Origin of the sequence: Mucilaginibacter calamicampi (genome assembly GCF_042676765.1) — a bacterium.
Taxonomy (GTDB): Bacteria; Bacteroidota; Bacteroidia; order Sphingobacteriales; family Sphingobacteriaceae; genus Mucilaginibacter; species Mucilaginibacter calamicampi.
Genome location: NZ_JBHTHU010000005.1, coordinates 136,541 through 149,701 on the forward strand (window position 1 = coordinate 136,541; position 13,161 = coordinate 149,701).

General features: G+C 42.5%; 8 protein-coding genes. 3 read left to right on the top strand and 5 right to left on the bottom strand.

Annotation, left to right across the window (positions count from 1 at the left end; genetic code table 11):
- Positions 1-150 precede the first annotated feature (150 nt).
- From ACFQZS_RS06225 to lpdA, 3 genes are all read right to left on the bottom strand, one after another.
- Positions 151-1,011 (bottom strand): sigma-70 family RNA polymerase sigma factor, encoded by an 861-nt coding sequence (locus ACFQZS_RS06225; RefSeq protein ID WP_100341901.1) that lies wholly within the window; start codon positions 1,009-1,011, stop codon positions 151-153.
- Positions 1,012-1,148: 137 nt separating this feature from the next.
- Positions 1,149-1,988 carry an MBL fold metallo-hydrolase gene (locus ACFQZS_RS06230; protein WP_377098351.1) on the bottom strand — a complete coding sequence of 280 codons (840 nt, stop codon included), beginning with the start codon at positions 1,986-1,988 and terminating at the stop codon, positions 1,149-1,151.
- A 148-nt stretch (positions 1,989-2,136) separates the two neighbouring features.
- Positions 2,137-3,525 (bottom strand): dihydrolipoyl dehydrogenase, encoded by a 1,389-nt coding sequence (gene lpdA / locus ACFQZS_RS06235; protein ID WP_377098353.1) that lies wholly within the window; start codon positions 3,523-3,525, stop codon positions 2,137-2,139.
- Positions 3,526-3,864: 339 nt separating this feature from the next.
- Here lpdA and ACFQZS_RS06240 point away from each other — a divergent pair, with 339 nt between their 5' ends.
- Both ACFQZS_RS06240 and ACFQZS_RS06245 read left to right on the top strand, forming a co-directional pair.
- Positions 3,865-7,239 carry a TonB-dependent receptor gene (locus tag ACFQZS_RS06240; protein WP_377098355.1) on the top strand — a complete coding sequence of 1,125 codons (3,375 nt, stop codon included), beginning with the start codon at positions 3,865-3,867 and terminating at the stop codon, positions 7,237-7,239.
- Between the two features lie 38 nt (positions 7,240-7,277).
- A complete protein-coding gene (locus ACFQZS_RS06245; protein ID WP_377098357.1) occupies positions 7,278-7,829 on the top strand; it encodes a hypothetical protein in 552 nt (183 codons plus the stop codon).
- Between the two features lie 437 nt (positions 7,830-8,266).
- Here ACFQZS_RS06245 and ACFQZS_RS06250 read toward each other — a convergent pair whose 3' ends face one another.
- Positions 8,267-9,448 (bottom strand): AIR synthase related protein, encoded by a 1,182-nt coding sequence (locus ACFQZS_RS06250; protein ID WP_377098358.1) that lies wholly within the window; start codon positions 9,446-9,448, stop codon positions 8,267-8,269.
- A 78-nt stretch (positions 9,449-9,526) separates the two neighbouring features.
- Here ACFQZS_RS06250 and ACFQZS_RS06255 point away from each other — a divergent pair, with 78 nt between their 5' ends.
- Positions 9,527-10,885: a chloride channel protein gene (locus ACFQZS_RS06255; RefSeq protein WP_377098360.1), complete on the top strand. Its 1,359-nt coding sequence runs from the start codon at positions 9,527-9,529 to the stop codon at positions 10,883-10,885.
- A gap of 69 nt (positions 10,886-10,954) precedes the next feature.
- On the opposite strand, the gene ACFQZS_RS06260 is transcribed toward ACFQZS_RS06255, so the two are convergent.
- Entirely contained in the window at positions 10,955-13,129 is a 2,175-nt protein-coding gene (locus tag ACFQZS_RS06260; protein WP_377098362.1) for a glutamine synthetase III family protein, read from the bottom strand.
- Positions 13,130-13,161: the final 32 nt, after the last annotated feature.

The following is a 13,161-nucleotide window of genomic DNA, read 5'->3' on the forward strand; positions in this document are numbered from 1 at the left end:
CAAACGGTAATATTGAAAAGAAAGGATTAAACGTTTCAAATTATATTGTGATAATAACTGAAACAGAATAAACTTGAAATTATTGTGCAACAAAAAAGCCGCTCCTTTTATGGGAACGGCTTCTTAATTCTTGAATCTTGCTTCTAAAGCTTACCCTAAGTATGATTTCAGGATCTTGCTTCTTGAAGTGTGACGCAGGCGTTGTAATGCTTTGTCTTTTATCTGGCGTACACGCTCGCGGGTAAGGTTAAATTTCTCGCCTATTTCTTCTAATGATAGGGGATGGTTAGTGCCTAAACCAAAGAATAATACTATTATTTCGCGTTCGCGCTCGGTTAATGTTGATAGCGAGCGTTTTATTTCTTCTGATAATGATTCGTTGATCAGGATAGAGTCTGTATTCGGCTCAGCGTTTTCCAATACGTCTAATAGCGTATTTTCTTCACCCTGAACAAATGGCGCATCCATTGATACGTGGCGGCCAGAGTTGCTTAATGTATCAGAGATCTTGTCAACAGTAGTTTCCAACATATCAGCCAGTTCTTCAGGCGATGGCTCACGCTCATACTCCTGCTCTAATTTAGAGAAAGCCTTGCTTATTTTGCTTAATGAACCTACCTGGTTCAACGGTAAACGAACGATACGTGATTGCTCTGCAATGGCCTGCAAAATTGATTGGCGGATCCACCAAACGGCGTATGAAATGAATTTGAAACCCTTGGTTTCGTCAAAGCGTTTGGCAGCTTTTATCAATCCCAGGTTACCTTCGTTAATAAGGTCGCCCAAGGTAAGGCCCTGATTTTGATATTGTTTTGCTACTGATACCACAAAACGCAGGTTGGTTTTGGTTAAACGCTCAAGCGCAGCCTGGTCGCCTTCCCTTATTTTCTGTGCTAAAATTACTTCTTCTTCGGCAGTTATCAGGTCAACTTTACCAATTTCGTGAAGGTATTTGTCAAGCGACTGCGACTCGCGATTGGTAATGGATTGGGTTATTTTGAGTTGTCTCATTTATTATAAACCTCGATTCTTTTTATTTAGAATTGAACGTGCAAAGGTATGAAAAGTTTCGCCTATATTTTGAACTAAAAAAAATATTACATTATATTCATTTTCAGGTGATAATTGCATGATTTTTGTGGTAAAAATCACACCTCATTCAGCCTAAAAACTTCGTTCAAACGTATCCCTTTTTCGGTGTTCTTTAGCGTGCAGCACTCGTTTACCGAATCGTGCTCCAAATATAAAATGTAATCGTTTGTAACCGCCTCATTTAAAATATTTTTCTTCTCCTGCAGCGTTTTCACCGGGAACATATCATAACCCATTACATAAGGTAACGGTATATGCCCTACAGATGGTATCAGATCGGCCATATATAATACCTGCCTCCCTTTATAATTGAGCTGCGGTAACATCTGCGCCTCGGTATGCCCGTAAATAAAACGCACTTTTATGTTCTCAGTAAAACTAAGGCCGTCAACCTCTTCAATAAATCTCAGCTGTCCGCTTTCTTGTATGGGTAATATATTCTCTGTTAAAAAAGAAGCTTTTTCCCGCTCATTAGGGTTAATTGCCCAGTCCCAATGCTTCGCGTTGCTCCAGTAAGTTGCATTTTTAAATGTTGGGGATAATACTTCACCCTTACGCTCAACAGCGCCGCCCACATGATCAAAATGCAGGTGGGTTAAAAATACATCAGTGATATCATCACGGTGAAAGCCATGGGCCGCTAATGAGCTATCCAGCGTAGCTGTGCCATGCGGATAGTAATAACCGAAAAACTTTTCGCTTTGTTTATTACCCATACCGGTATCAACCAGTATCAGCCGCTTGCCATCTTGTATAAGCAAGCAGCGCATGGCCCAGGTGCACAGATTATTATCATCGGCCGGGTTGGTCCTGTTCCATATACTTTTAGGAACAACGCCAAACATAGCGCCGCCATCAAGTTTGAAAAAGCCGGTGTCTATTGAGTATAAGTTCATGCCCCCTAACCCCCTAAAGGGGGAACTATAGTTTGATAGTTTTTATTAAAACGTTAAAACCGTTGTTCCCTTATAGAAAACAACGGTTAGTAATTTATCAATTATAAAGCCCCTTAACCTTTTACTCCCCCTTCAGGGGGCCGGGGGGCTACAAGTGTATACACTCCCCATACGCCTCTGCAGCCGCTTCCATAATAGCTTCGCTCATGGTTGGGTGCGGGTGTACGGTTTTAATGATGTCGTGTCCGGTAGTTTCCAGCTTGCGGGCTGCAACTACTTCTGCTATCATTTCGGTAACATTGGCGCCTAACATGTGGGCACCTAAAAACTCGCCGTATTTGGCGTCAAATATCAGTTTTACAAAACCATCCTTAACACCACCCGCGCTGGCTTTGCCCGATGCTGAGAAGGGGAACTTACCCACTTTTATCTCGTATCCGGCTTCTTTAGCCGCCTTTTCGGTATAGCCTACTGACGCTATTTCGGGGCTGCAATACGTACATCCCGGGATATTATTATAATCAAGCGGCTCCGGACTATGACCTGCTATCTTTTCAACACAAATAATACCTTCGGCAGATGCAACGTGTGCCAAAGCCTGTCCTTTTACTATATCGCCAATGGCATAAACGCCTTCAACGTTAGTTTTGTAGAAATCATCAACCAGCACTTTGCCCTTGTCGGTTTTAACGCCGGCTTCTTCAAGGCCAATACCTTCTATGTTGGTTGCAATGCCCACGGCAGACAATACAACATCTGCCTCTAATACTTCGTTTCCGGCTGCGGTTTTAACATTTACTTTGCAAACCTCGCCGCTGGTATCTACAGATTCAACGTTTGAGCCTGTTTTAATATCAATGCCTTGTTTTTTAAGTATGCGGGCCAGGCCTTTTGATACTTCTTCGTCCTCTAAGGGTACAATGTTATCCAGGTACTCAACAACAGTAACTTTGGTGCCAATTGAGTTATAGAAATAAGCAAACTCAATACCTATAGCTCCTGATCCAACCACGATCATTGATTTTGGCTGCTTAGGTAAAATCATAGCCTGGCGATAGCCAATAACCTTATTACCATCTTGTTTAAGGTTAGGCAACTCGCGCGAGCGGCCGCCTGTGGCTAATATTATATTTTTAGCGCTGTATTCTTTAACGCCGTCGTTTCCTTTTACCTCAACCACGCCTTTGCCTTTTAAGCGGCCAAAGCCCATCAGCACGTCAATTTTGTTTTTCTTCATTAAAAACTGAACGCCTTTGCTCATGCCATCAGCAACGCCGCGGCTCCTTTTAATAACAGCCTCAAAATCTACTTCGCCCGGATTGCTTATTTTGATCCCATAATCAGCCGCGTGGTTAATGTACTCAAATACCTGCGCGCTTTTTAATAAGGCTTTGGTTGGTATACAACCCCAGTTAAGGCAAATGCCACCCAGAGATTCTTTTTCTACTACTGCGGTTTTTAAGCCAAGTTGCGAAGCGCGTATTGCGGCTACATAACCACCCGGACCCGAACCAATTACTATTACATCGTAGTTCATATCAGCGTATTATTCGTTTAAATTTTGAAAGCCAAAGCTAACTAAAAGCGCTGAAAGCAAAAAACTACATCTATCATTAAATTATCATTAAATAGCCTATAAAGTCTACTAATAATAGGGATTAACTTTGGGTTAAAAAACTATAAATTAATATCAAATTTTTATTATTTCCATCATATTTTTTGGGGACTTATGCAATTGGTTGTTAAATGTTGATAAATACATAATAATTTTTTAAATTAATTAACATTGACTTAATATAAGAACGTGTTTATGTATCTATCTTTGTGCCGGTTTAGAATTCCATTTATTCACAAGTTAAAAAACAAAAGAACAAGCATGAGAAAGTTTTTACTTTTATTAATCACGGCTGTTTTTACTACTGCTGCCTTTGCGCAGGTTACTACCAGTAGTATAACGGGTACAGTTAAAGACAGCAAAGGTCTTGCTTTACCAGGCGCCACCGTTAAAGCAACGCACGAGCCATCAGGAACGGTTTACGCTGTTGCAACCAACTCTGATGGTTTTTTCAACATCCCGGGTATGCGCGTAGGCGGGCCGTACAATGTTGAAGTTACCTTCGTAAGCTTTTCCAAGCAAACTTTTTCTGGTATTACATTACAATTAGGTCAGCCTTTCCTTTTAAATGCTGAGCTTACTGAAAGCGGTACCGAACTAAAAACAGTTAACATTAGTGCCGTTGGTACAAAAAGAATTGTTACTGCAAAACTAGGTGCAAGTACAAATATTAACCGTACGCAATTGCAATCACTGCCAACGTTTTCACGCAGCATTACTGATTTTACCCGTTTAACGCCACAAGCTAACGGCGGCACAGGTTTTGCAGGTAGAGATGCCCGTTATAACAGTATTACTGTTGACGGTGCTAACCTTAATAATACATTTGGTACATCAAGTGATCTGTTGCCAGGTGGTGGTGCTCAACCGGTTTCTATCGAAGCTTATGACGAGATCTCGGTTAACATTGCTCCGTTTGACGTTCGTCAATCAGGCTTTACCGGTGCGGGTATTTACGCTACTACTAAAAGCGGTACCAACACTTTCCATGGTTCTGCTTATGGCTTTTACAAAAACCAATCATTTAACGGTACCAAAATTGGCGACCTTGATTTGAGCTTACAAAACGCCAAAGCAACTACTAAAACTTACGGTTTCTCATTAGGTGGTCCTATTCTGAAAAATAAATTATTCTTCTATGCCAACTTTGAGAAAGAAGTTGCTACCAATCCGGGCATCAACTTTTCGCCAAAAGGGGGTTCTGGTACAGGTATTGTTGCCGAAACACCTGTAGAAGACCTTCAAAAAGTTTCTGCTTATCTAAAGGACAAATTTGGATATGAAACCGGTGGTTATGACAATTTCTCTGCCTTCCAGCCAAAAAATACTAAAGCTTTAATACGTTTTGACTATAACATTAACGACAAAAATAAGCTGACAGTAAAGTATAGCTATTTAAAAGCAACAAGCGATCAAACTGTAAATAACGCAAGTACGCCAAATAATGCTGCTTATAGTGTTACAGGTTCTAACGGCTCGCCTTTGTCACGCGGCAGTGGTGGTTTGGTTAACAACCGTTACAGCAACAGGTCTATCGCTTTTGATAACTCTAACTACGGTTTCTTAAATAAAGTACATACCGGTACTGCCGAGTTAAACAGTACCATAAACGCAAAAATGAGTAACCAGTTGCTGGTAACTTTTAAAAAGTACGGTAACCCACGTACTACAAAAGGCGAAACTTTCCCAACCATTGATATTTATAATGGTAAAGGTGATAACTACATTACCGCAGGTTCTGACCCATACACCAAATACAATGATGTTGTTGATAATACAACTACTGTGTATGATAACTTCACCTATTACGCCGGTAAGCATACCTTAACAGGTGGTGTTAGCTACGAGTATCAAAAAGTGGGTAACGCTTTTATGCCCGGTGCTGCAGGCTCATACATCTATAATAGCCTTGACGACTTTTTAGCAGACAAACCACCGGTTCAGTTCACTTATAACTATTCATTAATTCCGGGCCAGGATAAAGTATTCTCTGCTAACCTGCGCATAGGTACACTTAGCCTTTACGCTCAGGATGAGTTTAACGTAAGCCCTAACTTTAAATTTACTTACGGTTTACGTGCAGAAAAATCAACCTATCTGGAAAACCCGGTTGAAAACCCTCAGTTAACCGCTCTGCAATTTCCTGATCCTTCATCAAACACAGGTGGTATGATGAGCTATAACTCTGGTGTATGGCCAACGTCGCCATGGATGCTTTCACCACGTGTTGGTTTCCGCGCTACCTTCCTTGACGATAAATCTTTGGTACTACGTGGTGGTATGGGTATCTTCAGTGGTCGTGTACCGTATGTGTTCTTAACTAACTTACCATCAAACAGTGGTATGTATAATTTTGGTGGCGTAGCTACTACCGCGCAATTGGCCGGCATTAAACTGGTAAAAGACCCAAGCACCTATGCTAACTTGTTCCCGCAATCAGCAGGTACAGCTTACCAGTCTGCAAGTGTTGTTTTGGATAAAAACTTTAAATTCCCGCAGGTATTCCGTGTTAACTTAGGTATTGATAAAAACCTGGGTAACGGTTTCAATGCAACTTTTGAAGCTTTATACACAAAAGACATTAACGCGGTACGTATGCGTAACGTTAACCTGAAAAACCCAACCGGTACCATTCAGGAAGGTGAATACACCCGCGCCCGTTATGTAGGCACAGGTACTGCTACACCTAACAACGGCTTTACCAGCGTAGGCGTAACTGCTCAGGACCGTAACATTTATCCAAACAACCCTGCATTATCTGTTATCGCTTTAGAAAACACTAACAAAGGTTACGCTACGTCTTTAACCGGCCAGTTAAGCAAAACTTTTGATAACGGTTTCAATGCATCAGTAGCTTATACTTACACTGCTGCTAAAGAGGCTTTCTCTACAGTAGGTACTACTGCAACCAACGTTTGGACCTCAACTTCTAACGTAGGTACTTCAAATGACGTTGAATTAGGTAACACCGCTTTCGTTATACCTCACCGTATAGTAGGGTCAATCTCTTACAAATTCAACTACCTTGACCATGCTTCAACTTCAATAGGCTTATTCTATCAGGGTTCTGCCCAGGCTTCAGTTAACGGCGGTTACAGCTACACTATCCAGGGTGACCTGAACGGTGATGGTAATGCTTCAACAGATTTAATGTACATTCCAAAAAGAGCAAACGAAATTACATTCCTGCCGTATACAACTACTGTTAATGGCGTAGCATATACTTACACTGCCCAACAACAATCTGCAGCGTTTGAGCAATTTGTTAACAATACACCTTACTTAAAAGATCGCAGAGGTAAATATGCAGAAAGAAATGCTGCTTACTTGCCATGGTACAACCGTATTGATGCTGATATTAAACAAGAGTTCTATATCAAATCTGGCGGTATGAAACATACTTTGCAGATCAGCGCTACCATTGTCAATCTACCTAACTTGTTAAGCAATACCTGGGGTATCCAGAAACAAACTACAACTATGCAGCCATTGGCGCTGGTTGGTGTTGATGCAAACGGTAACGCAGCTTACAACATGCGTCAGTTAAACGGATTATTGATCAATACACCATATCAAAATATTCAATCTACAAACACAACATGGAGTATTTTGATGGGTGCCAGATACAGCTTCTAATAACAAGGGATAATTGTAAAACAATAAAAGAAACGAAAATGAAAAAATATATAATCGCTTTTATGGCACTGTTAACATCAGCAACGTTCTCGTGCAAAAAAGAAGCTGATGTTGCCGGTACAGAAGCAAAACTTCCGGCAATACAATTGAGCAGCCTTGGCTACACTCAATTAAGTCCGTTCACGCTGGTAACGGCAACAGCAACTGCAACAACCCCGGCTACTATAGCCACTGTTTTGCAGATAAACTTTGGCGCTACCCTTACCAATAAAAAAACAGGTAAATTTACACTTGAGTTTTTTGACGGAACATCAATTGGCGCTACCGCAGTACCTGTTAAAACAGTTACGTTTAACAGCTGGAGTGGTAAAGATGATAGCTCTACAGCTACTACTACTGTGCACACTATTGCTTATACTTTGTTGCCAACTACTTACCAAAACACCCAGGTTATTGGTGGTACTATGCTTATCAAATTAGGCTCGTTAGGTTTAACAGCAGGCAAAACTTATTCAGTTAGAGCAACAGCTTATACTGATGACGCTAAAACCTCTGTTTTAAGCCAAACATCATTCTTTAAAACCATATAAGGTTTAAAGAATAAGCATAAAAAACCCCGGTTGGATATTCCAACCGGGGTTTTGTTTTTTAAAATTTGTTGCAACAGGATCTCATTTCATGTTATTACTTATCAGAAAACAAGAGTAAAAGCCACACAACTTATCCTCGTTGTCATTTCGACGAACCGTGTAGGGCTGAGTGGGGCGTGAGGAGAAATCTTTTCGAACTGGCACTTTATTGTCGCTTCGAAAAGATTTCTCAGTCGCGCTACAGCTTTTTCCCTCCCCCTCCGCTCTTTCGAAATGACAAAACATTTAAAAAACTAAACTCACCGACGAATATGTCTGTTGCAAACTGTTGCATGTTTGCACATTTAATTGTTGTAAGATATTTATAATAAGTTACTTGCAAAAAATATTGTTGCAAGTGTTGCAAAGTGTTGCCTATTCTTTGCAACAGCGCAATTTTAGTTATACACAAACTCCCCAAACTCAGAAGTAACGGTTACCTGCTTTTTCTCAGCCGCCTCAACACGGCCTATGACCTGCGCGTCTATGCCGAAGCTTTTTGATAAAGCGATCAGTTCGTCGGCGATATCAGCAGGTACATAAAGTTCCATACGGTGCCCCATATTAAACACCTTGTACATTTCCTGCCAGCTGGTTTTTGATTCTTCCTGTATCAGCTTAAACAGTGGCGGAATAGGGAAGAGGTTGTCTTTAACAATATGCAGGCCATCAACAAAGTGCAGCACTTTGGTTTGCGCGCCGCCGCTGCAATGCACCATACCGTGTATTCGGCTGCGGTAGCCATCTAATATCTGCTTAATAACGGGCGCGTAAGTACGCGTAGGCGATAGCACCAGCTTGCCCGCTGTAACGGTTTGCCCGTTGCCAATATCTATAAGGTCTGTAAGTTGTTTGCTACCCGAGAATATCAGGTCACTAGGCACTGCCGGATCATAAGCCTCAGGGTATTGGTTAGCTATGTTCTTATTAAATACATCGTGCCGGGCAGAGGTTAGGCCATTTGAGCCCATGCCGCCGTTGTATTCTTTTTCGTAGTTAGCTTGCCCGTATGATGCCAGGCCTACAATAACATCACCGGCCTGTATGGTATGGTTGCTGATGACATCACTGCGTTTCATTCGGCAGGTTACGGTTGAGTCTACAATTATGGTGCGCACCAGGTCGCCCACATCGGCGGTCTCGCCGCCCGTTGAGTAGATGCCTATCCCTGCTTCGCGCAGTTCGGTCAGTATTTCTTCGGTTCCGTTTATTATGGCGGCAATTACTTCGCCCGGTATCAGGTTTTTGTTTCTGCCGATGGTAGATGATAACAAAATGTTGTCAATAGCCCCCACGCAAAGCAGGTCGTCCAGGTTCATTATGATGGCATCCTGGGCAATACCGCGCCAAACAGAAATATCGCCGGTTTCGCGCCAGTAGGTATAAGCTAATGATGATTTTGTACCGGCACCATCAGCATGCATAATATTGCAGTATTGTTCGTCGCCGGTTAAAATATCAGGCACAATTTTGCAAAATGCCTGCGGATAGAGGCCCTTATCAATATTTTTTATAGCGTTGTGTACATCATCTTTTGAGGCCGAGACGCCTCTTTGATCATATCTTTGCGAAGAAGTCATGGGCAAATATACTGCTTAAAATAGTTTTGACCAGCCAAAAATGCTAGTTTTGCAATTCCTATGGGCATTCCTGTCATTGTGAAAAAAAGCGGCGCCGTTGTCAGAGCGCATTTAAAGGCTTCCTATGATCGGTTAAACAACCGGCAGCTTAAACGGAATTTACTGCAAGCAGTGCCATTTTGGATAGCGTCAGTAATAACAGGCTTAATAGCAGTTGCATACGCTAAATTATTTTCGTTGGCAGAGGGGGTTACGCATTTTGTTTTTCAGTACAATGCCTGGTTGATCTTTCTGGTGTCGCCGGCTTGTTTTGTTGCTGCATGGTGGCTGGTTAAAAAATATGCGCCCTACGCCCGGGGCAGCGGTATACCGCAAGTAGCCGCCGCGCTTGAAATAACTAACCCTAAAAACGAAAAACTGGTTGATAAACTTTTAAGCGTCCGTGTAATTATTGTAAAGCTTTTTTCCAGCCTTACAATGGCCATAGGCGGCGGTGCAATAGGTCGCGAGGGGCCAACCATACAAATAGCAGCTACGGTATTCCGTAAAATAAATAATGTATTACCTGCATGGTGGCCAAAAATTGCTAAAAGTAATGTAATAGTAGCGGGGGCGGCGGCAGGTTTGGCGGCCGCATTTAACACGCCGCTTGGCGGGATAGTATTTGCGATTGAAGAGCTTACTAAAACGCATTTCAGTTATTTTAAAACGGCCATTTTTTCGTCGGTTATTATTGCCGGGTTAACCGCGCAGGGAATGATAGGGCCTTATCTTTATCTGGGCTATCCAAAAATTGCCGGTTCATCGGCGTTTGTTTTTGTAGATGTAATTTTAGTGGCTTTGCTTAGCGGTTTAGGTGGCAGCATTATGGCAAAAATTATACTGGGCCTATTTAAATGGAAAAAGAAATTTAAGTTTAACTACCAGTTTGCTTTGTACGCCGCTGTATGCGCTGTAATTTTAGCCGCACTCGCATTTTTTATAGACCGCATTGCAATGGGGTCTGGTAAAGAATTGATGGAGCGCACGCTGTTTGAAAGTAATAAACGCGTTGAATGGTTTACCCCTTTAATCAGAATTATCGGGCCGGTTATATCATTTACATCAGGCGGAGCGGGCGGCGTATTTGCTCCGGCTCTAAGTGCCGGGGCTGGTATAGGGGCCATGGTATCTGGCTGGTTTAGTTTAGGCGAATCCAACACCAATTTGCTTGTACTTGCAGGTATGGTAGGCTTTTTAACGGGAGTAACACGTTCACCGTTCACCTCGGCGATATTGGTGCTTGAGATGACCGACCGCCATAACATTATTTTTCATCTGATACTGGCCGGCATGGTGGCCAGCCTGGTGGCATTGCTGGTAGACAAACATTCCTTTTATGATCATATGAAAAATGAATATATCCATGATCTGAAAGCGGAAGAAGAGCCCCTTTAGTAGCCGGCAAAAAAAAACAGCGACCTGGTTTCAATAAGTCGCTGTTATATGCTTAAAGTTTGCAGGCTACTATTTAAAGAACAATAACTCCCTGAATTTTGGCAGTGGCCATATAGAATCGTCAACTATCTGCTCCAGCTTGTCAACGTGGTAGCGGATGGGTTGGAAAAAGCTTTTTACCTTTTCGTCATAATCAATAGCTTTCTGGCGCACATCGTCAATTTTGTTGGCCTTTTTACGCTCCTCAACCATTTGCTCAACATTTGATTTGATGAAGTTAACATGCTCTGCAATTTGGTTAATTATGCTCAGCTGCACCTGGTAGCTTGATTCATCAAGCCCCAGTTCTTTCAATCCGCGTGCGTTTTCAACTAACTTGCTTTGATAGCTTAGCGCCGCCGGGATAATAATATTAACTACCATATCGCCAATAACGCGGGCCTCTATCTGTAGTTTCTTATAAAAACTTTCCAGTAATATTTCGTGCCTTGCATGCGCTTCGCGACGGGTATACACGCCGCTCTCGGCGAACAACAACTCAGATTTTTCGGTAACCATGGCATCAAGCGCCTTTGGCGTGGTGCGAATATTGGCTAAGCCACGTGCTTCTGCTTCTTTCTCCCACTCTTCGCTGTAGCCATTGCCTTCAAACCTGATAACTTTAGATTCTTTGATGTATTTTTTTATCACCATTAATAAGGCTACATCTTTTTTCTCGCCCTTCTTTAGCAATTTATCTACATCGTGCTTAAATTTCTTAAGCTGATCGGCAACAATGGTGTTCAGCACCGTCATTGGGCTGGCCGAGTTAGCCGACGAACCCACCGCGCGCAGCTCAAACTTATTGCCGGTAAAAGCAAAAGGCGAGGTGCGGTTACGGTCTGTATTGTCTTTTAATATCTGTGGTATTTTAGGTATACCCTGCCATAGCATGGCGTCGTCTTTTATTTTTTTGCTGATGCGCGATGTTTCTATCTCATCAAGCAGATCGCTCAATTGCGTGCCTAAAAATATAGATATAATGGCTGGCGGCGCTTCGTTGGCACCAAGGCGATGATCATTATTAACAGACGCGATAGAGGCCCGGAGCAAGTCGGCATGTTCATAAACCGCTTTTATAGTATTTACAAAAAAGGTAAGGAACATCAGGTTGTTCTTTGGCGTTTTGCCCGGCGATAACAGGTTTTTACCTGCATCGGTTATCATAGACCAGTTGTTATGCTTGCCTGATCCGTTTATACCCGCGTAAGGTTTCTCATGCAATAAAACCTGGAAGTTATGCCTTTTAGCCACACGGTCCATAATGTCCATCAACAATTGATTATGATCAATGGCTAGGTTTATCTCTTCATATATAGGGGCGCACTCAAATTGTGATGGCGCTACCTCGTTGTGGCGGGTTTTTAAGGGGATACCTAATAATAAGGCCTCGGTTTCCATATCCTGCATAAATGCATAAGCCCTGCTGGGTATTGAGCCAAAGTAATGGTCTTCTAACTGCTGGTTTTTGGCAGACATGTGCCCAAACAACGTGCGGCCTGTTAAGTGCAGATCAGGCCGTGCATGGAAAAGCGCGCTGTCAACCAAAAAGTACTCCTGTTCTATACCTAATGATGCGTTAACTTTTTCAACGCTTTTATCAAAATAGTGGCAAACATCAACCGCGGCCTTATCAAGCGCGTTAACGGCTTTTAGCAGTGGTACTTTATAATCAAGCGCTTCGCCGGTGTACGATACAAATACGGTAGGTATGCATAAGGTGCGCGCCATTAAAAAAGCAGGCGAGGAGGGATCCCAGGCCGTATATCCGCGTGCTTCAAAAGTATTTCTTATTCCCCCGCTCGGGAAGCTTGACGCGTCGGGCTCCTGTTGCGCAAGCGCGTCGCCGGAAAATACCTCTATAGCGCCGCCATCAGATGTTGGCTCAAAAAAGGCGTCGTGCTTTTCGGCAGTAGTGCCTGTAAGCGGTTGAAACCAGTGGGTATAGTGCGTAGCACCTTTGGCAATGGCCCATGATTTCATAGCAGTAGCAACATGCTCAGCCATATCACGCTGTATTGGCTCGCCCTTTTCAATAGCGGTAATTATACTTTGGTACGCGTCTTTCGACAGAAAATCTTTCATTTTCTGCATGTCAAAAACATTCGCGCCGAAATAATCGGATATCTTTTGAGAGGGCGCTTTTACATCAGGTGTTGTTCTGGTTAGCACAGCCTCCAGGGCATGAAATCTAATATTAGGCATAATTTAATTTTAGAATTGGTTTTTAAATCAAA

What these genes read in the sequence shown, in the direction of transcription:
- ACFQZS_RS06225 (WP_100341901.1), bottom strand. Translation starts at nt 1,011, where the DNA reads ATGAGACAACTCAAAATAACCCAATCCATTACCAATCGCGAGTCGCAG.
- ACFQZS_RS06230 (WP_377098351.1), bottom strand. Translation starts at nt 1,988, where the DNA reads ATGAACTTATACTCAATAGACACCGGCTTTTTCAAACTTGATGGCGGC.
- lpdA (WP_377098353.1), bottom strand. Translation starts at nt 3,525, where the DNA reads ATGAACTACGATGTAATAGTAATTGGTTCGGGTCCGGGTGGTTATGTA.
- ACFQZS_RS06240 (WP_377098355.1), top strand. Translation starts at nt 3,865, where the DNA reads ATGAGAAAGTTTTTACTTTTATTAATCACGGCTGTTTTTACTACTGCT.
- ACFQZS_RS06245 (WP_377098357.1), top strand. Translation starts at nt 7,278, where the DNA reads ATGAAAAAATATATAATCGCTTTTATGGCACTGTTAACATCAGCAACG.
- ACFQZS_RS06250 (WP_377098358.1), bottom strand. Translation starts at nt 9,448, where the DNA reads ATGACTTCTTCGCAAAGATATGATCAAAGAGGCGTCTCGGCCTCAAAA.
- ACFQZS_RS06260 (WP_377098362.1), bottom strand. Translation starts at nt 13,129, where the DNA reads ATGCCTAATATTAGATTTCATGCCCTGGAGGCTGTGCTAACCAGAACA.